Consider the following 21950-nt stretch of genomic DNA (forward strand, 5'->3'; position numbering starts at 1 on the left):
GTTATTCTTCTGCGTAAACACCTTCTGCCAGCAGGATAATACAACAAAGTCTTATATGGAAACAAAGAAAGCTCTATTGATCATTGACATGCAAAACGATTACTTCGAATATGGAGCAAACCCATTGACCGGAAGTCTGGAAGCCAGTTTAAAAGCAAAGGAGATTTTAGAAGCATTTCGCAAGGACTCACTTCCCGTAATTCATATTCAACACCTTTCTGTGCGTCCCGGCTCTACGTTCTTTGTACCTAATACGGCCGGCGCAGAAATACATAAAAATGTATTTCCTGTTGACGGGGAAAGAGTAATTACCAAGAATTATCCCAATAGCTTTCGTGAAACACCATTATTGGATTACTTAATATCTAATGGCATCACCGATTTGGTTATTTGTGGCATGATGACCCACATGTGTGTCGATGCAACCACAAGAGCAGCTAAAGATTTCGGGTTTAACTGTATTGTTATCAGCGATGCCTGCGCTACAAAGGATTTAGAAATTCAAGCCCAGACGGTTTCTGCTAAAGACGTCCAATATGCTTTTCTTGCTGCCCTCGATTATTTTTATTCAACGGTAAAAACAACGAGAGAGTATTTAGCTCAATAAGCATAGTGTCAGTGATCAGAAATTACAGAGGCTTTTGCTATTCCTATATCGGATGATACTGAATAAAAAAGGCCGGAAGAAGACTCTTCCGGCCATAAACCAAACATTAATGTATCCTTTTGATTTAATGCTTGTTTAAGGACATCTTACTCCTTCAACCCAGCTTACATTTCTTATACCCTTTGCATGATAACCGTTCCCTGTAAGGTCAGGCACAACATTTAACTCAGTGTCACTCTTTGCCGAGTTAAATTTCCAGTATGCCAGCAACCCTTCAGATGCCGGAGATACAGCACATATACCATTCTGTATTTCTTCTTTAGTCAAAGCTTTTGTCCAGACGCGTACTTCACTGATTTTTCCGTACAGATACCTTCCATACAAAGCAGTTTGTCCTATATAGAACTTACGGTCACCGTCCAGACCAGCGAGATTGACAGGCCCTCGGGGTGCTTCGACATATGATTCCAGTTCTCCGTTGACATAAAGTTTTATAAGTTTTCCATCATATGTTACAGCCACATGAGTCCAGGCATTTGCGGACAATCCGTTTACTGATGTTACCGGATATCCTCCTCCTGCTAATTGCAACTGATTATTATCTATAGTAACATCACCTATCCTGAGCAGGAAATTTTCCTCCAATCCCATTATGGTACTAATAAACGGATTCGTTGTCTGGAACCTGTCCACATAAATTCTGGCTTCCATAGTCAATTCATTCACTGCCGACAGATCACCTTTACCCAGGTCTTTATTCTCGAAGTCTACCTTAAAGTAGTTTCCGCTCAGATTGGCAGCTTTTGTTATAATCGTCTTGTTTATTACCAGGTATATAATCCTTGAAGCATCTAAAACAGGGAAGTCGCCTCCCTGCACATTCTTTATTTCCATAGGGACACAATAGATATCTTCATCCGTAAATTCATTTAATGATTTAATGGACAATTTCAGCGGCTCCGAGATATACTTTCCTGCCTTAATTTGAAGGTTTGTATTGCTGATATCATATATATCCGTAGATAAAGTCTTATAATTTGTTCCGTTCTCTTTATTGTATTTATCTACCAGCGCCTCATTTACAGCCACAGTAACGTTAATATCGTTTTTTGTTATGGCAGAGGCTCTGACACTTATACCTAAATCCGTCGGTTCCTCGATAGACATCTTCAGTACCGGGCTGTTTTCAGTGCCTGTAAAATAAATTACGTTCTGAAATTCATCGGCGTCTTTGCACGAGTACAAAACACTCAGCAAAGCGGCTATAAATAGTATTATTCTTGTTTTCATATTTCACTCTTTTCTGTTATTCATAAAAGTAGACTTCGGCAATACTGGTCAGATTGTAACTGTTTGAAAATTTATCCGGAAGAATGCGTACATATCTGCTCTCTAAAGGCTCTGCAAATTGATAAATAGCATCTACCTTTTCGTTATTCTCAATAACAGGCTCCACACTGCCTAAATCGGTCCAGTTCACACCATCGGCACTTACTCCAATACTGAATCCGGCCAATACACAATTATAGTATCCGTATAAAATATATGAAGAAACCAAACTGAAACCTTTCACCTTATGAACTTCACTCATATCATAATATATGCCATGGGATGAATTACCTGATTGAATAACCCATGAGGTAGAAAGATCTCCGTCATATGAATTCTGCGCCGGACCGTAAGCATAACTGTGCCTGGACTCGGATGTCCATGCCGAACGGTCGATAGATGCGCCTGGTTTTACAGCCGTTTCTGATACGAAGCCGGTCAGGGAAAAATCTACAATAGCATAGACTACATTGAAGTTAGTACTCACCCTTACATTTTTATCACCTGTCTGCACAGAGGATATTTTTATTGGGAGTATAAATGTCGTGTTTATAAATCCGGTAAAATGTTCTTCTATAAATGCCTTATTAAAAACAATTTGTACAGAATCGGCAGAAATATTACTTCCTGAAGCGATACTTATATGATTCTTGTCCATCGAATAGGCCGAAGACGGAAGGATCTCATATTCTGTTCCTTTTGCATCGTTGTAACTCTTCACTAAAGATTCATCCGTCTCCAGGATAACTTTTGTTTCCTGATTGACTCTTCCCGTAGCTTTTACAGGTAATAATATATAGTTCAGATCAGACGACTCTTTTAGCCGTTTATAGTTTATATTCACGGCCACCTGAGGATCTCCCTGCTTGGTGTTCAGGTAAATTATCGGGTCTAATGTCTCCGTATCGTCGTCCGAGCTACAGCTTGTCCAGAACAGGCAAGCTATGAAGAGATAATGAAATATATGTATTTTATATGTTTTCATATATGATCAGTTATTAGAGAATATATAATGATATTCATTTTACTCCAGGATTCATTATTTGAACCGCCTGACGGAGGTATTTGTACTCCATCTCTGTATTCCTGTATTCGTATTCCATATGATAAGTACCACATCCCCCCTTTACCCCTTGGGTTGGGTTCCATTTGGCCATGCCTAAAATAGATGGTACTTTGTTTCCATTCGTTTCGGTATAGCTGACCCCGCCGGTCCTCCAGTGGGCTTCAAAGTCTTCCGTAACAATGAATTGTTCGGGTTTGAATATGGACCTGATTCTATTATACCTGCTTTGCAGGTTACTGCCGCTGGTTGTCGAATATGCCTGGGCTATCGCATAATTGAAATAGGGGCCAGTCTCTTCAGGCAGTACATCCAATTCTCCGTCGACTACTAATAATTTACCGGAATTGGACTTCGGCCCTAAATATTTTCCAAGCTCCTGAACAAAAACAATCATGTCCTCGCCTCTGGGGCAATCCCTTACATCTGTCTGGCCTCCCACATTCGGTTCATAGTCGATATCCAGTCCGTCAAAACCGAGGTCGATAATTTCTTCAGCGAGTGCCTTTGCATATTTGCGTAATCCTTCCTGGCGGTCGGTTCCCCAATTTTCTTCGGGTATGTTTGGCAACTCTTTTCCGGTCCAGCCTAAAAGGGTTGTCACCAGTATCTTCGTTCCTTTTACTTCCCGGGTAAGTCGCAAATCATCAATTTTTTCAGGAGTCATTTTATCCCTATGCCACATATTTCCCCATAAGCCTATCATATCTACACTATCGGGTATGGAGTAGAGACGGGTAACCATCGACGGGCCGGCAGCTGTCCAGCCTCCAAACCAACCAAACGCAATCTGATGGTCAGACTGTTTATAATCTCTCAGATTGGCAAAATAAGCGTCTGAGCCAATTTCAGGCTGATCCACATCTATTGTTTTCGGCTCCGTCCATTCATTGTCACACGAAGTGGCAAATGCAATTGCAGCAAATAAAAAGATAGATATGTATATATATTTTTTCATACTTTTCGTATTTTGTTATTCTACATTATTTTTTATCCCACCAAACTTTGGTGCCGCCATTATCCGGCCCTCCGAGAAGAGTGCTTACAGCTTCTGTGACATTGGTCAGATTCGATGTATATTCAGTCTTAGGATAAGGGACTCTTCTTACCTGAATATCGGTATTTATTTTCCCGGAACTATTATTAGTTACTACGGGGAATATCTTAGGATAACCGGTTCTTCTGAATTCACTCCAGGCCTCTTGTCCTTCAGGATACATAGCCAGCCATTTTTGAGTAATAATACGCTCCAGTTTCTTTTCAAATGATGCCGAGTTGTCCCATTTTATAGTAATCGTTGAAAGAGGATTGATACTATTGGAAGCTACTGCATCGCTAAACCGGGCAGGGACAGATGTGTTATTACCAACGTATGAAGTATATGAGGACGAGACTCCATGCTGAGCGAATGAGGCCTCTATTCCCTTATTATATAGATCTTCAGCCGAAGATAAATTATCTGTGCCTGCCATATTCCATCCCCGCAGCACTCCTTCTGCTCTAAGGAAATAGGCTTCGGCTGCGCACATCCATTGTATAGGAGCTGAAGCTTCTACATTCGGGTTTGAAAGATCCTCATATCTTGATTTATTCGATATCACTACCCCGTTGCGAACCCCGTTGTAAGATCCTGAAACAGCTGGCCTAAAGTATTTACTTAACCGGGGATCTTCGTATCCTTTCAGGAAGGATTCTATACTCGCCCCCATTTTAGTATCTTTATATGAACTCCATATGACAGTTAACGGATGGGATATTGTATAGCCTTTACCTGACTTCACGGTGACATTTTCCATATTGTCGGTAAGGACGCCATAGCTGTTATTCACAGCTTTTTCCGCATTTTCTTTTGCCAAATCCGGATTTACATAAGCTACCCGTATAGCAAGACGAAGCCTTAATGTATTTGCAAATTTTATCCAACTGCGGATATTACCGTTATATACTAAGTCGTATTTTGCTAATGGCCCGGAATCACTATTAGCCGTCACGAATTTGTCTAATTCAGCAATAGCTTCGTCCAGTTCTTCAAAAAAAGATTTATAAATAGCCTCTTGGGAATCGTACGCTGCCCCCATAGCTCCTTTACCAAATTGAGAGTAGGGGATAGGTCCGTGATTATCAGTTATACGGTGCATACCGGCAATTTTGATTATCTGTGCCAGATAGAAAATGTAAGGCACCCCGTATTCTCCGGATTTTACCTTTATCTGGCTCCATGGAGACATTACAGAGCGGTAAGCTACATTAAATCCTACATCATTCCAGTCGCTGAAATCCATATTGTAGGTACTATTGTTACTTGAGCCGTTCCACTGGCCGATAGCAGCCATGTATCCCGAAAAGATATCTCCTGTCAGGTTTTGGGCACGTTGGTATTCATTAGCACCCACGTCGCTCGTTGGAATTACATCTGTCTGCATTGTCGGAATAAATCCTCCGACACCCAATAAATCTTTTTTTATATCCTCCTCTAAGGCTCTGTTCGGATCGGTATTCTTGCGTTCAAAATCATCAGTACAAGAAAAAAGAAAAGCAGAACAGAGTAAGAATGCTAAACACAGATTATGTGTGATATTGTGGATTTTATAGAATCTCATAATGTTTTTCATTTAAGTTATTAAAATTCTACTTTCACATTAAACCCGAAGCTACGAAGGCTTGGCTGCATAAAGTAATCGAATCCTTGATAGTACGTGCCTGTGGAAGCCGTGATTTCAGGGTCGAACGGAGCTCTGTTATATATCATCCACAGATTGCGTCCGATCACAGACAGGGTCACATTCTTAACATATCCTTTGAAGAGATTTGCCGGAAGGGTATAGCTAAGACTGGCTTCCCGCAACCTGACATTGGTCATACTATAGACATATTCGGACAGAATACCTGTCGTACCTCCCCCAACTACGGAATAATAATTTTCGGGGTTCAGCAGGCCGCCATTAACGGCAACCCCTCCGGCGTCTCTGGCATTTGCTGAAGCTTTTGACACACCGTAACGGTCCATCAAAGCCTGAGTTGCCGATACTCCGACACCTCCGACACGGGCATCGAATAAAAAGCCCAGAGAAAAATCTTTATAGCTAAAGGTATTCTGGAATCCAAGGTTATATTTTGGAGCCGGATTTCCTGCCCTGACCCAGTTTTTGGTATCGGCGCTTACAGTTCCGTTAACAGGGTCTACATATACATTCCCATTTAAATCTTTTTTTAGTGTATATACATAGATATCTCCCATAGCGGCTCCTTCTTTTATTACCATCCGGTATGCATCCTGTTCGCTGGCTATAATTTCATTCATGCCGTTTTCCATCGGCTGGTTAGTTGTCGGATCTATTGTCCCGGCTGCTACCATTTTCTTTACTTTGTTCCGGTTCAGGGTGTAAGTAAAGTTTGAGCTCCATTGGAAATCCCTCCATCTTTTATCCAGTCCTAATGAAATTTCGACGCCCTGGTTGTTTACTTTTCCGGCATTCAGATAATAGTAGGAAAAGCCCGAAGTCGTAGACGCATCTATTTTAAATAGCTGATTGTAAGTATTCGTATTGTAATATGTTATATCGAACCTTAGCATATTATTCAAAAACTTCGTGTTCAACCCAACTTCATAAGCTTTTGTCCTTTCCGGCTTCAGACCCCGGGCCGGATAAAACGGCAGCAGATCGAGGCTGCCGTTTTGTTTCAGCCCATAATTTACCATCGTGATATATCTGAGAGGGGCATTTCCCACTTCACTATAAGACCCCCTTACTTTCAGAAATGAGACTACGGAGCTTAAATCCGTCATTTCACTTATTATACCCGACAAGCCGACAGAAGGATAGAAAAAAGCTGTTCCGTGGTCTGTATATGCCAGTGCGGAAGACCATTCATTACGTGCGGTCAGATCCATATAAAGCATACTCTTGTAACCTAACTGGGCTGTCGCGAAAACAGATTGAGTCTGCTCGTTATAATCATTCTGCAGGAGTCTTGATTCGGGATGGGTGAGGTCTAAATTTCCTAAATAGAAAAAGTCGGGGATTATACTTAGGTGGCCTTCGGCTCCGCTCTGACGATATTTAAAGTCGAGAACGGAAGCTCCTAATACTCCGGTTAAGCTAAGATCGTCACCAAACCGTTTGTCAACTGTGGCTAAGAAATCCGCATATAACTGCTTATTGCTTGTCTGCCGGTGCATATAGTTTCCTTTTTCGGAGGCAAAGAGAAGATCAGCCGAAGCGGAAATTTTTCTTTCAAACGTGTTAGATGTAAATGTACTCAATGCCCGTCCGGTCAATGTCAGCCAGTTTACCGGTTTATAAATCAGAGCGCCATTGATGGAATACCTGTCTGTTTTGTTTTCAAATGCTTCCCGGTTAACTATCCAGTACGGATTTTGCATTCCTAAACCCTGATTACCATATGGCCAGTATTGCAGTGAGAAATTACGGCCTTCATCATATCTTTGATATACTTTATACTTGTTGATATCATCACCTCTCGGAAACAGGTAAAGAGGTACGAGGGGATTGTGATATTGCCCCTGAATCAACATGTTTTTATCCTTTTGGGTTGCATATGAAAAGCCGAGATCGAGCGTTAGCTTATCTTTAATTAAGCTGGTAGTATTATTGACTGTCAGGTTTATACGTCTCAAATCATTATTCGGGATAATCCCCCGGGCTAAAAGAGCAGATGCCGAAGCGTACGTTTGGTTATACTGGTTTCCGGCCGATACACTTAATGAATTTGTTTCTGTATATCCTGTCTGGAAGAAGTCCATAGGGTCGTATGATGTCGGTTTATCCAGTTTTGCCCCCCAACTATTAAATTCCGTACCCTTTGTTCCATAAGTATTTTGGAATTGAGGTTTAACGAATGGCGCCATAAACATGGTACTATTCGAATAATTAAGCCGTACCCGGCCTTCTTTACCTTTTTTTGTCGTTACCAAGATAACCCCGTTCGCACCCTGACTGCCATATAACGCGGCTGAGGCAGCCCCGGACAGGACAGATATAGATTCTATATCCTCAGGATTGAGAAATGACATGACATCTCCGTCTCCGCCATCGGGCGATTCGTAAGCGGCTTCGGGCTGATCGTTCTTTGTATTATAAATGGGGATACCATCTATAACATAGAGTGCATTATTATTTCCGAGCAACGATTTGGTTCCACGCATTATTACACGGGAAGAACCTCCTATACCCGATGCGCTCTGATTGATTGTAATACCCGCAACTTTACCTACAAGAGAATTGACAAAGTTGGCATCTTTTACGGTCGTTAATTCTTCGGCTTTGATTTCTTGTACGTTATAAGTAAGGGCCTTTTCCTCTCTTCTGATACCTAAGGCTGTGACTACGACTTCATCCATTGTCACGGTCGCATTTTTAAGAATAATATTGTAGTTATTCTGTGCACCTACAGTAAATTCATATGTTACCATTCCGATGAAGGATACCATCAGTTTTGAAGTTCCGGCCGGCAGGGAAATTTCGAATCGTCCGTCAATATCTGAAAAGGTTCCTTTGGTTGTTCCCTCTATGGAAACCGAAGCACCTATTATAGCTTCTCCATTCTCGTCTCGAACGGTACCTGTTATAGTACGCTGCTGCTGAGGAGTGTCCTTCGATCCGATATTTTTTGTGCTAAGGACAATATTGGTTCCTTCTACAAAATAAGAAATATTGGTAGATTTAAATAGGTTTTCCAGAACATCGGCTAATGTTTGTTCTGTCTCCGTTACAGATACAATGCGGTCTTTGTTTATTGACTTGTCATAAACAAATAAATAATCCGTTTGAGATTCAATCTTGTTCAAAACTGTTTCTAACGTGACATTTTTTTGATTTAAGGTTACCTTTATGTTTTGTGAACTGAGATTCCCTGCATTTAGACAAAAAACAAAAACGATTAAAAAGAAAGAAGTAAGTTTCATCACTCTTAATAATTGTTTATGACAGACGTTTTTAGTAGCAAAAACATCTGTTTTTGTTATAATTTTCATATATTTACATTGTTAAAGGTTTTTATGGAAATAATGATAAAATCTTTTTCTCTTATCTGTCGGTGTGGTCGCATCGACAGATTTTTTTAGATTCAAATGTTTTTCAGGTTTTTTATTTTTTCATAGGCGATTAGATTTTTAGGTTAATAATAAGTGTTTTTCTAATTTATATATATAATATTATTCTCTTCACTGTCCCTTTTATATTTAAAGTCTGAATTTTTCTGAATAACTTTCAAGGCATGCTCTATCCCGTCATTGACCCGTATCTTTCCGGTAAGCTCCGTATTTGATAAATTCGGATTTTGGATATATATTTTCACATCATAATATTTCTCAAAGGTTTTTATAAGTTCCGGGAACGGGGTATCTTTAAATGCTATTATTCCATCTTTCCACATCGCAGCAGAATAATTTTCCAGCATTTTTACGGTGTATTCATTACCTACACTTTCAAAATATTCGTTAGCAGCCAATATAACAGGCTTCGGCAGCATTATACCGGAAAACTCAACTTTACCTTTAAATAATGAAATAGTCATTTTGGGAGAATGAGAGTAAGCATCGACATTAAATTCTGTACCCAATACTTTTACTTCTCCCTTCGGCGTTTCAACGATAAAAGGTAGTTTTTTATTACTTGTCACATCAAAGAAGGCTTCACCATCCAAGAGTACCCGTCTCTCTTTATCTCCAAACAAGGCAGGATAAGTGAATTTTGATTTCGCGTTAACCCATACTTTTGTTCCATCGGAAAGAGTAAGGCTAACTCTTTCTCCCGCCGGTAAAACAATCTCATTTGAAAGAGTTTGCAAATTATTATACTGATGCTTGTTAAAGAAGTACGCACCGCCTAAGACCAACAGGATCACAGCGGATATTTTCAGCACTTCTTTTATCCACACCGGTATTCTTTTGACCTTGTTGTATTCTCCAGCGCTTGCTGAATCTATAAGATTTTTTTCTCCGATATTCAGGATCAACCGGTTGTACATTTTCCTTTCGGATAAGAATATATCTTTATTATCCCCGGATTCATCAATCCAATCTAATAATTGTTGTTCTTCACCGGCAGTGATATTCCGGGTAAAGAACTTATACATTATATTCTTGTCAAATTCTTGGTTCATATATATAAAGCATTTATAAAAGACAAATCCCTGTCAGGATCAATTAATTTAACCAATATTAACTATTTCTTATTTGAAGAATGATAACAATATGAGAAGATGGAGATAATCTTTAAGATTTTCCTTTAATATTTTTATCGCTTTAGTTAGGTGATACTCAATACTTTTTTCTGAAATATTCAAATCATGTCCAATCTCTTTATAAGTTTTATTCTTAAGTCTGCTCTTTATGAAAATAGTCCGGGAGGGTTCCGGTAATTGGTTAAGCGTATCCATTATCAAAGCCTCAAGTTCTTTTGCAAACAGCTCCTGAGGTTCACAGGCTTCCAGTGATGAGATATTTAATTCTGTAACCCTGCTTTGATGAGACTTAATTTCTGAGTGAGTCTTTTCTACATGTAATTTATGTTTCAGATAATTCAGGCATTTATGCTTTATTGTGGTAAGTATATATCCGGGTATGTTTGATGTATCGTCTAATTCTTTCCGTTTTTCCCAGTAATACATAAAGCTATCCATGACGATATCTTCTGCTGCTTCCTTGTTATCGACATAGCTAATTGCAAATAAGATGAAGCGATTCCGGTATACAGAAAACAACTCATTAAAGTTTTGCATAACTAGCTCATCTTTCAACATGAATGTCCAGGTTAGGTTATTGTAGAAATCAAATATACAAAATTTGTAAGAAACCAAGGCAATATCTAAAAAATAGCCAGGACAACCGCATTAAATTTGCATAAGCGATTTTATGTAAGCGGGATTTAAAAAGTTTATCTATATGTATATGATAGCTTTTAGTCTTTGAAGGAATTAATCAGCAAATTGGTAAATAGTGTACCAGTTTACAAGATGGAGGGTTCTTTGACGTAATGAGAAAAAATAAAATTGAGTAAAAAGTGTAACATGTGTACTTTTTTAGTTACAAGTTACTTCGCCCTTCGGGCAGTTACGGGTTACAAGTTGGTTTACTGTTAGCTGATATATCTGTTACTTTTGTTACCTTTTTTAAGAGTTACAAGTTACTGCGCCCTGCGGGCAGTTACAAGTTACAAGTTGGCTAGCACCCTATTTTGTTTCACGCAAAGACGCAAAGGCGCATTTTTTTTTACATCTTACGGGTTAATGACTGTTTACTGCTAACTGATATATCTGTTACTTTTTAACTATATATAGTTAATAAAAGTAAAAAATCGAGGATAAAAGAATGAAAAATGGATTTTACGCCTCAGGGTCTTTATGAAATAAATTTTTCATGAAGGAGATGCTTCGCTTCGCTCAGCATGACAAAAGAATTAGCTCTGCTGACCGTTGGTCTTAATTTTTCATTCTTCATTCTTAATTGTATTCTGTTACCTTTGTTACTTTTTAACTGAATATAGTTAACAGATATAAAAATAACGATTTAAAAACAGTAAGAAAAGTGTCAGAAGTGTCAGGTTTTAACAATATACGGTTAATTAATGTAAAAATAACTAATATAGACTCATATGACTGTTGATAATCTATTAATCAACTTCTTCACCCCATAGATCAATATCTGTAGGGACTCTATTCATACTTAAAATAATAAATAACCAGTATATAACCTGACATCCGGCCAAAAGAAAAAAATATGTGTCCATTGTCTGTTTTTTTAATCTTGTCAATTATATATAGGGAAATGGCTATCAAACCTCCTGCTAACACTCCATTTTTGTAAGAAGTATCGATGAAGGTCGTACCAGTGCCATGTAAAAGTAAGCAGGAACCTAAAAAACAGTAGGAGGATAAGATTTCATCTTTACTGGAATTCAGGTACCTGCAAGTTCTCAGATTGATTATTTCCGCCAGTTCCTTGCCTGTTTACGAAGCCGGTCGAGCGAGCTTTGGCTGGATTGTACGGTATCGGGCCTCACAATCTTTGGCGCTACGCCTTCGATCTTTACATGAGGTGTTTCTTTAGGTTTAGGCAACGTTGACAAGAATTTATTATATGCCTCCTGCAAATGAGTTGCTTCTTCCGCATTCAGGTCAATGTTTTGATAACCTTGAGCATAATGGACGGTAAAATTTTTCATCAGATTATTACTTAGAAAAGATAAATCTCCGCCAAAAATAACCCTTATGTCTGCGGTTTTCTGAGCAACAGTACTCATCCTTCTGGCTTTAGCATACCTTACTGCCCTAAGTTCGAACTTACCCTTATCCGTAACGCATTCGAGCTTTTCATTTTTGTAATATTCCACCGGGACTGCCTCTTCAAACACGGCATCAGTGAACATGTATTTAAGAGAAAGGTGTAAAAAACGGGCTCCTTCTTCCGATATAAAACGAACAGAAATCATAGGTTCTTTAAACCGGGGTTTCTTTTGTAGTTTACCCAACGATATATTTTCCCACTCCGAAGTTATCGAATTTTTGGAATCCGTTTGTGAAAAAGCTGCCAAGGATACAGCCATGAACCCTAGTGTTAATATAATTCTGATATAATTCATACTGTCTTATATTTATATATTATGTTAATATTTACTTAGCCGTGGCCATAGGTTGACCCTGTCTGCCAGTTCGCTTACTTCCGAATCCAATCTTATTCTATTGTATAGATCAGGATTCAACTTGCAGGCGTTTATCAGTCTTTTGGCGGCCTCTTTATCATCTTTTTTACGGGAAAATATAATAGCCGATAAATACTCATTTTGCGGAGATTCCGGTAATTTATCCAATACAGTTAAAGCCTTATCGTTATACCCCAGACATACCAGGCATAAGGCCGTATTATAGTCACCATAAGCCGCCAATATTTCAAGAGCGTCCATATATTCCCCGTTTTTTAATAAACGGATTGCATCGGCATAATCTTCACGATAAGTAACCTGGATAGTATCTTTTTCAATATCAGTCCTGCACAGCTCGATAAAATAATCAATACGATTTAGTTTCGGGTATATTTCATCCCGGATAATCCTGTAATCTTCAGGATATATTTTTTTGATAGTTTCTTCCGATTTGTCCGGATAGACGGCATTCGTTAATGTATCCAGTATAGCAGCCTTATTAGGCAAATCATTCCGCAATTGGATTTCTTTAACCAAGGCACTCCAATCCTCTCCTTTAGGCTTAACTACTAAAGGTGCGGCAATCTTATTTTTCAAAAAAGCGGAAATAGCATTTCCCCGGCGCAGTGATTGTTCGTAGTTAGATTCCCAATCACCTTGTAAATCTACGCTACATTGTATAATTATACTATCCACTGAATATTCAGGCTTGGCCGCATAAGTATTGTACGCTTCCACTAATTTATCAAAAACACCCTGATTTATACTCTCATCAAACTGATATGATTTGCGCGTCTTGTAATCTGGCTGTACACTTCCTTTATCAAAGAGATATTTATGCAATTTCCTGCGGTCTGTGGCGAGATCACCATCCGCCAATTGTGATAATGAGGCTATAAAATAAGTCAGAGTATCAGAAGTGGGAAATACAAATACAGAGCGATCTATAGCCTCTGCCTTTGATTCCAGAACTATCTTCAGATTCTTCATACCGGGCCTTACCATCCATGGCTGACGATAATGGTAAATAACGTCATTCTCTGCTGTGATCGTCGTATCTATTTTCAATCCTTCCGGACCGGACCGGTAAGGGAATTCAACAGTTTCTTTAAATATATCATCTTTACGGTTTATATTAAGCTCATTCAGCACGATCTCATCTATCAGGTAGTGATGCTTTGCTATCCTGGCTGAATCTTCCCGCGTAAAAGCTTGCGCCTTCATGTCATTTAAGGTCAGCTTCTTTGCGTGTATCTCCCGATATTTGCGGGGCACATGGCTTCTCTTTAAGATACTATCTTTTTGTGCATGCAGATTAAGATCGATCGTAACACTATCGAGCCAGTGTAAAGAGAATACATCTTTCAGAAAATTCACATAGTCTTTCTTATATTTCTGATCGTATTTCTCATGTATACCGTCCCAGATTTTTCCGCTCTCTTTATTCTTTATTACCTGATTCTCAGCTTTACGCCAATATTTGCTATACATATGTTTTTTGTGACGCATAGCCAGAGCTTCCATACTCAAGAATTCCATTTCGTTCATCTTTTTCCAATTCTCGTAGTTCCTTACCAGTTCATATTGATTCCGATAATCTTCATAGTTGCGCCGTTGCACTTTATGAATTTCTTTGTACAAACTTTTCCAGTTTACGAACAAAGAATCGTAGGCTGAAGGATCGACGATGGTAGAAAGAAAGTCTTCATAAGCCTCATAATCCCCGGTTTGCTTATCTTTGAAGCCTTCTCCCACAAGGATGACCGTATCCAAGCGGCAGATAGAATCTCCGTCTATAAGCTTGGGTACAAGTACCAGCCGCCAATTAGGGTCTAAAACATCAATCGGTGCAATGATATTAAAGTCAAGATTAACCTTCCCATCGCGCTCTGGTGCAAAATATGATTTGACCTTTATAACTACTTCCGATAACTTATAAACTTTACTGGTATCTAATTTGGTCGCTTTACTGGCGAAGACTTCATTCTCTTCCAGAGATTGGTCTTCGGGATTTGTAAATGATACTTCTTCCGATATTGTCCGGGGTCCGCCCTGGCCTTGTAGTCCTCCGCTATTTACAAAATCTATTTCAGGCTTTGTCGTTTGCATGAAAAGCCGTTCTATTTCTATTTTGCCTCTCATCTTATTTGAAGAACAGGAAACAAACATAGCAAATATGGCTATCAACAAGAGCAACAATAATAAAACGGATGACGATATATTTGATTTAGCACTTTTTTTCATATTAATAATTTAGTCCTTGATATATTTTTTACTTTGGAGATATACTCAACCTCAGCCTAGGTATTTTGATACGTATCTGTTCGCTTCTGGAAGTCCCCGGATAGCCCAGGACCACTTCTGCTACTTTGGGGGCAGCGTCTTTATACGTATAATCGGGGTCGCATAAATATTGTTCCTCGACCACCCAGTCGTATCCTATATTTCGGGGGTTGGTTGTACTTTCAGTAATATTTTTTCTATAAAGGGTGTACTTCCCCTGCATTTCACCGGCTTCATTCACCTTCCCCAATGCTTCATACTTCAGGTTTCCGAGCTCGAAATTGAATGTTCCGGCCAGTGTATCATTCTTTACAGTTAACTTTAGATTATTAACGACATAAGATTCTACCGGAATTAACGACACTTTCCTACCTTTTCCTTTTATAAACTCACTTTTCCTTTGCCATTTATATTTTTCACAGTTAATAGTTACAACACCATTCAACCTATTATCTGCAAATGTTGCCGTTATGACTTCGCGTCCCGACCAGTTACCCCTGTCATCCTTGGGTAGAGACCACTGCCGCTTGTATTTGCCGTGAAGTATTTTTTTGCCCTCCGGATCTTTATAGTACTCGTAAGTGATAACACACCCGGTAATTCTATCCTTAAATTCTTCTGTAAGAATTTTTTTCCCGGACTCCGGTTTTCCTTTATCCCGGGTTTTACCTCCATCCGCCTGTAATGAGATGGCCACAAGCAGCCCACTCATTAATGTTAAAATAATTCTGTTCTTTATCATCCTGTTCTATCTTTAATTTCTTCTTAACTCAATCTTAATCAAATGAAAAATGTAGGAATTTATGAATTCCACAATCTTAAATAGTTATTCCGGTTGAAACAAATTTCAGAAACTCCATTTGCTATTGCTCTGTTTACCCTTCTGCTAACCTTCCCAAGAGGGGGGGAAGGTTAGTTGCAGGGTTGATTACATTGGCTTCCCAGCTTATATAATCACAACAGACTTTACAAAACTACATTGCGGTATCCATTCTATTTTTATTACTCATTTTCCACCATTGGTAATATACTGGTCTTGGCATCTTCAAGGATCTCATCTTCTTCCATCCTGCAATTGCCAAAGAAACTGGCTCCGGCTTCGATCTCTATGTTACGGGCTGTTATCTGCCCTTCATAATAGCATGAGGCACGCAAAACAACAACGTCAGAGACTATCACATCACCCAGGATCTTCCCAATGACTTCAACCGATTTTCCAACTATTTTACCTTTGACGCAGCCTTCAATGCCTATAACTACCTTACCGCCGCTATAGATATCTCCATGCACATTACCATCTATTCTAAAGTCATCTTCAATTTTGATTTCACCCTTCAGTTCTGCAGAACCGGAGAGAATACTAAGAGACCTTGAATCCGGATTCTGGCCATTAGAACCCTTATTTATTCTGTATTTATTAAACATCTCAATATATATTAAAAAAGATAACATAATGAGGCTGAATACCCTTTATTACAGACATACACCGTCTGATCGCCAAGCATTAAATTACGGCCGGCAAATCCGTGTTCATACCTGACATCCAGAATAATCTGCCGGGTCAGATAAACTCCGGCACCTATGACAATTCCATAATCGAGCCGGTGTCCTGCTTTCTCGTATATTATACTATTCCTTGAATCGCTGTCCTTTATGTTACCTGAGATAGCATAAGAAGTATATAAGCCCGCTTGTACAAAAGGTTTTATTTGTGCCGGGAACGGAGTCCACTCAACTATCAACGGCAACTTCAGATTATCTTCCATAAAATGGTAGGTAATTCCGGTATTGTTTCCCATATCGTTTTCCAGACTGAATTCCTGATTGAAATAAAGTATTGCAGCGCGAAAATTCAATCCGGGCAAACCTATAGGATGCTGGTAAGAGAGGCCTCCTTCAAAACCGGCTTTACGGCTTATATCCACTCCGGCATATCTTATAGCAGACGTATTGAGCCGAATCCCGGCTTGTACTCCGATAGTTTGGGAACCGGCTGTATATGTACCTGCAAGGAACAATATCGTGATAAAGAGTGTCTTCATAGCAGCATAAAAGTTATCATACCAAATAAAAACACCATAATAGTACCACATCCTCCAATCAGGATTGCTCTTATATCTATTACCGGATTATTACAACGTCTCCTGAGCACGGGCAACGCCCTTTTTCTATCCCTTCGTACAATATGTATATAATCAGATAAATTTTCGGAAATCATTACCATTTTGTTAATTGTTAATGAGTTATAATTTATGATGCCGGATTTGACACCGGTCATTATGTCTTTTTGTTAACAGAGCAACATCTCTAAACTCAAATGTTGGAACATATGAGGAATATCTTCCTCAGAGGCCGGATGAATATTTTTTCTGAACCTCGGAATCAAGCTGTCTTTCCAGAATGCGAATCCCTTACAGATCGTACGGCTGGCTATTAGCATTTCATTTTCCGAACTGTCGAGAACTGTGAAATGCGGATTGAACAAGCAAGGTTCCCCGTCCTTCACGATGACAATCAGGATACTGCTTCCTTCTTCCCGGACGTCTTTTATCTTGAGAATCATATCTACGTTGCAGACCGAGAATAAATTGAAAGCTGAACGCTCAAAGGCAAGCCAGTACCCATCGATCCGGTATAGGCGGATATGCTTGTCGTTAGACTTTTCCTTTTCCAATATTTGCTGAATGTTGCTCATATTTTTTTAATTTTTAAGGTGCTATTATTTTGCCAACTTTTATTCCTCCCTCCTTAGTATGCACTTTTACAATATAGATACCCTGATTTAGCGGTATGAATCTTACATAAAGGCTGGTATTTATTTTCATATCAGAAAATATACGGCGCCCAAGGACATCATATATCCGGATCTGTTCTATATTCCGGTTTGCATTAACTACCAACTGTTTATTATTGTATATGATACTTATATCGGAGCCCGGTTCCGGCTCTAACAGATTATCGGGCGATATTAATTGTAAAGCAAACCTATCGGCATCGATATATTCATTTTTAGAATCCACCGGACGTTGGGTAAAATCATAGGTATTATTCAAAACCAGATTTTGTTTAACTCCTAAATATTTATCAACAAGTACCGGGTATAAATTACTGGCAGATAAAAATCGATCTGCATTCTCGAAGGTAAGCGAAAGTGTATTTTTAGTATCAGAGCATTTTACTCCTATTCCTATTTCGCTAATTCCTTTTTCATATGCCTGAATCAGATTATAACTTTTGTTATCAGTAGCAATAAAGAATGTTTCCGGTATAGCATACCCTTGCGAACTAATCATTTTCTTAACATTGGATATATTCGATTCCGCTTTAGGCCCGTAGGATACAAGAACGGAACGATCACCTTCCGTCCCATTACCAGTAACGGACTTCAGATATAAGCTTCCCGCACTTAAAACTGAAGAAGAACTGCCGGCTGTAATTGGGCTTGTAAGAGCATAAGTTCCTTCGAGAGGAAAAAGCAGGTTTACCTCTTCATCCATAAGGGTGATTATAAACGACTGGTATGCTGGAATATAGTTGGAGTTTGAGAAAGAGTAATGTTTCCATGTACCATCCAAACTATTAAACAACTGGTATCCTGCCGTTTCATTTATTTTTTTCCTGGCAGCATCCGAATTGTTTATATCTAAAAAATGACCGGAGTTTATTTGTGCCAGGAACGGATTACCAATCATGGCCTTCAATGATGTGCTACTATTCCTTTTTACCTTTTGTTCATAGCCAGGGACCGAAGCAGGGGAACCTGAGACGGTAATATTGGGGGCTGTTCCGTTTTCTTCATAAATAAATCTATAAGCTTCGCTGCCACGCTTCATCCGCCCGAGAGGGGAATACAACAGTTGTAATGTCTGCGTGTTGAAGTAGAAGAACTTACTCTCTTTCGTAAACCTGTCGTAGCTGTGTCCCGGATAATAAGGAAGTTTTTCAGCACTCTCAAAATACGGGATTTCTATTATTCCTTTTAGACCTTCAAGATTGCGATGGTCTGCATAACCGACAGAGTTCTGATATAAAGCAACTTTTACAGCAATAGCATTGTTTGTTTCATTTAACGGCACATCATTAGCTGAGAACTTTTTGCTGAAATCACCAACTTCAATCTCTCTTCCTTTTATTCCGGTTTGGGGATCTGATAAAGCAAATCCGGCCTGCCATGTCAGAGGATATCCCGCAAAAGCAAAATCTCCTGTGGCCATTCCTTTCAGTGGAGCCGATAGTGCATACCACTTATCCCGTAGCATTGCTGTTCCCGAAATACCGGCATTACCAACCGGCTGATTTCCATAATTTACCCCGGCCATATTCCCATAATAACCCCAGTTATATTGGATATACGCTTTCTCATAAGTCAGTCTGTGCTGATATGCCAGCTCCGCTCCATATTCGAATGTTATGTTGCAGCATATAGGCATACCGTACACATCAACCGGCGTGCTATTGGCATCCAGCGATGGATAAACAGTTAAACCTCCCGGAATATATACGTTGGAACAAGAAACAGGTACCATATTCAGTGCTGTTCCCGATACATCAACCCAATTGGACGGATCGTTCCAATTATTGTTGGCAGCACTTTTTTTCCAATATAGTGTCTGACCACCTGCTACTATACCGATAGAGAAAACATTACTATAATAGGTTCCTCCATACTGATTGTCTGTAGTTGTCCGGCAGTAATAAGCCGGAGATGCAGTCAATATAGCCGGAGTATAGTTAAGTGCATTATTCGTGCCGGGAGCATCGGTCCAGGTTACATTGTCGGTACTTACCTGCCATTTGTAGCTAAAATCACCACTGCCACCCGAGGAGGCTTCTCCTTTTATTTCGGTTGGGATCTGTCCACTGCATACATACGGATTACCAGCCAATGTGCCGGCTGTCACAGCATCAGCAATTATATAGGGTCCAAAACCGCCGTATGTAAGCGGAGGATTAGTTACGTCCTGACTATGTGCATATACCACACCCGATTCTACATACCAGTGAATATAATAACCGGTCCTTTTATTTATATTTGCTCCGTTAAAAGAGACAGTCGTTTTCTTATCCGTATTAATACCATCAGGTATATTCAGATTCGTCCAGTCATTGACGGAAGTAGTGATTGCACTATAATTCTTTTCTGTTGTTATTATATATTTGGCTTTTACATCAAGCGGATCATAATTAACCCCTGTACCTGTATGATTTATATTCAAGGCCAACTCTACATTTTTATTTGATGCCGATGTCAGGAATATAGACTTATTGGGTGAAGCGGTTACTTTAATATGTTCATTTATACCCGTATCATTACTTACAACTCTTTGCATACCTATCCTGCGGATATAGCCGGGTAAGGCGATACCTTTCCAGTTCCCGTTAATAAGAAGGACATCAGAATACACACCTATCTGCTTACCTGTCACTATAGGTAAAACTATATAATAAACATCGCCTTTGATTAAGGTAGTGGGCGCAGAAACTACAGTAATTCCGTCTGCCGCCAGAAATTTAATCCCTGTAAAATTACTTGCCGTCCCGGCCTGAAGTTTAAACGTAAGATTACTCATAGATTCATTGTCTTTGTATTCCATCTTTATCCTATAAGCATTGTTCCATGCTTGTTGAGCCGTATAACCAACCTCAAGAGGAGTTGACGCATAATCAGTAAAGGCAATATCTGTTTTCAAAAGTGGTAGCTCTATGTCTCTTGTACTACCCTGATTTCCTATAACGGTGGTCACTACCGGCATATAAGGACGCCCGTTACTATTACTGGATGCATCGGTAAAGAATGTTGTAAGCTGTTCAAAATGTGCATTGAAAACAAATTTACCGTCCGCACCGGTTCTCCCAACCCTCACCTTTTTCAAATCATAGTCAATCCCCAGCTGGGTAAATATATTTGCCAGACCTGTGGTTTGCGTCAGATCGAGATAAATATTCGCATCAGGCTGATAATCTTCAGTATGCACTGTGATTTTTGTTTTGTTCGGATCGTTTATATAAGTTATGTTTTTTGCTCCTGCCAGTGCCAGATCAGGAACTACCGTATTTGTTTCCCCTGCTCCATAACCTTCTATAGTTGCAGGTGGCAATGATATTATTGCGCTATTATCCGCATAACATCCAATAACTCCGCTTCCGGTCGGACACCCGCTTCCGATACCTGCCGCATGACGTTTCGAGCTGGCTGTTACATCACCTCCATATATTAGGATTATCCCGTTATAATATGTGTACCATCCACCACCAATACCAGCAGCATGTCCTCCATTAGCTATTACCGTTCCACTGGAAATAATAATATTCCCTCCGGCTGTATTTTTATACGACCCACCATTACTTCCTGCATTACAGGTAATTGAAGAAGAAGTCCCTTGCCCATACCCGGAATTAAAATTAGGTGCGCCAATAGCAGCTCCACCTCCTCCACTACCGCTTGCACCGACTGTACATCCAGCAGTTAGCTTTCCGGAAGAATTATCATCAGGATTATCAGCACTGATATGTATCTGCGCACCCTGATTTACCTGGATAGCGCAATAGTTATTTTGTGTATACGTAAGGGCGTTGATTCCTTTCAATATAAAATTGACTTTAGTAACAGGATTGAGATTAGATCGGTCATTTTCTCCCAGAACAGTGATACACGATACATCTGTACTGGTTCCCTTGGTTGAAGTTCCCGTCAACCCTGTCTTTGATGATGTAATGGATACATTGTCCAATGTGACAGTACCATGGTAACCGGATTGAATTGTGATAGTATTAGCCGTGGTTGTCCCGGTAATAATATAATTACTGGAAGAATTACCCGGTATAGTCAAACTTCTTAAACCTATATTGTGTGTAACCACAGTCTGCGCCTGCACGGCTGTCGTTATAAATCCTAACCACAGAATTGAAAGTACCTGTACCAAACGTTTTCTTATGCCTTTCTGAAGAAAAGAACCGTTAGAAAATATTTTATGTAAAACAGTAAAATGTTGCATATTTCTTTACA

Annotated in this window: 15 protein-coding genes; 1 reads left to right on the forward strand and 14 read right to left on the reverse strand. The window is 39.5% G+C overall.

Features of this window, described 5'->3' with window-relative positions:
• The first annotated feature begins 55 nt into the window (after positions 1-55).
• Complete coding sequence (locus ACFO6W_RS23840) at positions 56-607, forward strand: cysteine hydrolase family protein (protein ID WP_380001227.1); 552 nt, start codon at positions 56-58, stop codon at positions 605-607.
• Between the two features lie 135 nt (positions 608-742).
• Here the strand turns inward: ACFO6W_RS23840 and ACFO6W_RS23845 are convergent, their stop codons facing one another.
• The 14 genes from ACFO6W_RS23845 to ACFO6W_RS23910 form a co-directional block, all read right to left on the reverse strand.
• Positions 743-1897: a DUF1735 and LamG domain-containing protein gene (locus ACFO6W_RS23845; protein WP_380001229.1), complete on the reverse strand. Its 1155-nt coding sequence runs from the start codon at positions 1895-1897 to the stop codon at positions 743-745.
• Positions 1898-1913: 16 nt separating this feature from the next.
• The gene (locus tag ACFO6W_RS23850) at positions 1914-2921 is read right to left on the reverse strand and encodes a BT_3987 domain-containing protein (RefSeq protein WP_380001231.1); all 1008 of its coding nucleotides are present in this window, start codon (positions 2919-2921) and stop codon (positions 1914-1916) included.
• Positions 2922-2955: 34 nt separating this feature from the next.
• Positions 2956-3957, reverse strand: a complete 1002-nt coding sequence (locus tag ACFO6W_RS23855) for a glycoside hydrolase family 18 (RefSeq protein WP_380001233.1) — start codon at positions 3955-3957, stop codon at positions 2956-2958.
• Positions 3958-3982: 25 nt separating this feature from the next.
• The gene (locus ACFO6W_RS23860) at positions 3983-5599 is read right to left on the reverse strand and encodes a RagB/SusD family nutrient uptake outer membrane protein (protein ID WP_380001235.1); all 1617 of its coding nucleotides are present in this window, start codon (positions 5597-5599) and stop codon (positions 3983-3985) included.
• A gap of 20 nt (positions 5600-5619) precedes the next feature.
• Positions 5620-8808 carry a SusC/RagA family TonB-linked outer membrane protein gene (locus ACFO6W_RS23865; RefSeq protein WP_380001237.1) on the reverse strand — a complete coding sequence of 1063 codons (3189 nt, stop codon included), beginning with the start codon at positions 8806-8808 and terminating at the stop codon, positions 5620-5622.
• Between the two features lie 347 nt (positions 8809-9155).
• On the reverse strand, positions 9156-10124 hold the full coding sequence (locus tag ACFO6W_RS23870; RefSeq protein ID WP_380001239.1) for a FecR family protein: 969 nt from the start codon (positions 10122-10124) through the stop codon (positions 9156-9158).
• Between the two features lie 69 nt (positions 10125-10193).
• Positions 10194-10742: an RNA polymerase sigma-70 factor gene (locus ACFO6W_RS23875; protein ID WP_380001241.1), complete on the reverse strand. Its 549-nt coding sequence runs from the start codon at positions 10740-10742 to the stop codon at positions 10194-10196.
• Between the two features lie 1202 nt (positions 10743-11944).
• Positions 11945-12601 (reverse strand): hypothetical protein, encoded by a 657-nt coding sequence (locus ACFO6W_RS23880; protein WP_380001243.1) that lies wholly within the window; start codon positions 12599-12601, stop codon positions 11945-11947.
• Between the two features lie 24 nt (positions 12602-12625).
• Positions 12626-14905 (reverse strand): hypothetical protein, encoded by a 2280-nt coding sequence (locus ACFO6W_RS23885; RefSeq protein ID WP_380001245.1) that lies wholly within the window; start codon positions 14903-14905, stop codon positions 12626-12628.
• Between the two features lie 28 nt (positions 14906-14933).
• Positions 14934-15686, reverse strand: coding sequence for a hypothetical protein (locus ACFO6W_RS23890; protein WP_380001247.1), 753 nt, complete (start codon positions 15684-15686; stop codon positions 14934-14936).
• Between the two features lie 260 nt (positions 15687-15946).
• Complete coding sequence (locus tag ACFO6W_RS23895; RefSeq protein ID WP_380001249.1) at positions 15947-16369, reverse strand: bactofilin family protein; 423 nt, start codon at positions 16367-16369, stop codon at positions 15947-15949.
• A gap of 11 nt (positions 16370-16380) precedes the next feature.
• Positions 16381-16986 (reverse strand): porin family protein, encoded by a 606-nt coding sequence (locus ACFO6W_RS23900; protein WP_380001251.1) that lies wholly within the window; start codon positions 16984-16986, stop codon positions 16381-16383.
• Between the two features lie 248 nt (positions 16987-17234).
• The gene (locus ACFO6W_RS23905) at positions 17235-17639 is read right to left on the reverse strand and encodes a hypothetical protein (protein ID WP_380001253.1); all 405 of its coding nucleotides are present in this window, start codon (positions 17637-17639) and stop codon (positions 17235-17237) included.
• A gap of 13 nt (positions 17640-17652) precedes the next feature.
• Positions 17653-21939 (reverse strand): T9SS type A sorting domain-containing protein, encoded by a 4287-nt coding sequence (locus tag ACFO6W_RS23910; protein ID WP_380001255.1) that lies wholly within the window; start codon positions 21937-21939, stop codon positions 17653-17655.
• Positions 21940-21950 lie beyond the last annotated feature (11 nt).

The sequence above is a fragment of the Dysgonomonas termitidis genome (assembly GCF_042654545.1).
In the GTDB taxonomy this organism is placed as follows: Bacteria; Bacteroidota; Bacteroidia; order Bacteroidales; family Dysgonomonadaceae; genus Dysgonomonas; species Dysgonomonas termitidis.

Coding starts and splice junctions, on each gene's coding strand:
- ACFO6W_RS23840 (WP_380001227.1), top strand. CDS start 56: ATGGAAACAAAGAAAGCTCTATTGATCATTGACATGCAAAACGATTAC.
- ACFO6W_RS23845 (WP_380001229.1), bottom strand. CDS start 1,897: ATGAAAACAAGAATAATACTATTTATAGCCGCTTTGCTGAGTGTTTTG.
- ACFO6W_RS23850 (WP_380001231.1), bottom strand. CDS start 2,921: ATGAAAACATATAAAATACATATATTTCATTATCTCTTCATAGCTTGC.
- ACFO6W_RS23855 (WP_380001233.1), bottom strand. CDS start 3,957: ATGAAAAAATATATATACATATCTATCTTTTTATTTGCTGCAATTGCA.
- ACFO6W_RS23860 (WP_380001235.1), bottom strand. CDS start 5,599: ATGAGATTCTATAAAATCCACAATATCACACATAATCTGTGTTTAGCA.
- ACFO6W_RS23870 (WP_380001239.1), bottom strand. CDS start 10,124: ATGAACCAAGAATTTGACAAGAATATAATGTATAAGTTCTTTACCCGG.
- ACFO6W_RS23875 (WP_380001241.1), bottom strand. CDS start 10,742: ATGCAAAACTTTAATGAGTTGTTTTCTGTATACCGGAATCGCTTCATC.
- ACFO6W_RS23880 (WP_380001243.1), bottom strand. CDS start 12,601: ATGAATTATATCAGAATTATATTAACACTAGGGTTCATGGCTGTATCC.
- ACFO6W_RS23885 (WP_380001245.1), bottom strand. CDS start 14,905: ATGAAAAAAAGTGCTAAATCAAATATATCGTCATCCGTTTTATTATTG.
- ACFO6W_RS23890 (WP_380001247.1), bottom strand. CDS start 15,686: ATGATAAAGAACAGAATTATTTTAACATTAATGAGTGGGCTGCTTGTG.
- ACFO6W_RS23895 (WP_380001249.1), bottom strand. CDS start 16,369: ATGTTTAATAAATACAGAATAAATAAGGGTTCTAATGGCCAGAATCCG.
- ACFO6W_RS23900 (WP_380001251.1), bottom strand. CDS start 16,986: ATGAAGACACTCTTTATCACGATATTGTTCCTTGCAGGTACATATACA.
- ACFO6W_RS23905 (WP_380001253.1), bottom strand. CDS start 17,639: ATGAGCAACATTCAGCAAATATTGGAAAAGGAAAAGTCTAACGACAAG.
- ACFO6W_RS23910 (WP_380001255.1), bottom strand. CDS start 21,939: ATGCAACATTTTACTGTTTTACATAAAATATTTTCTAACGGTTCTTTT.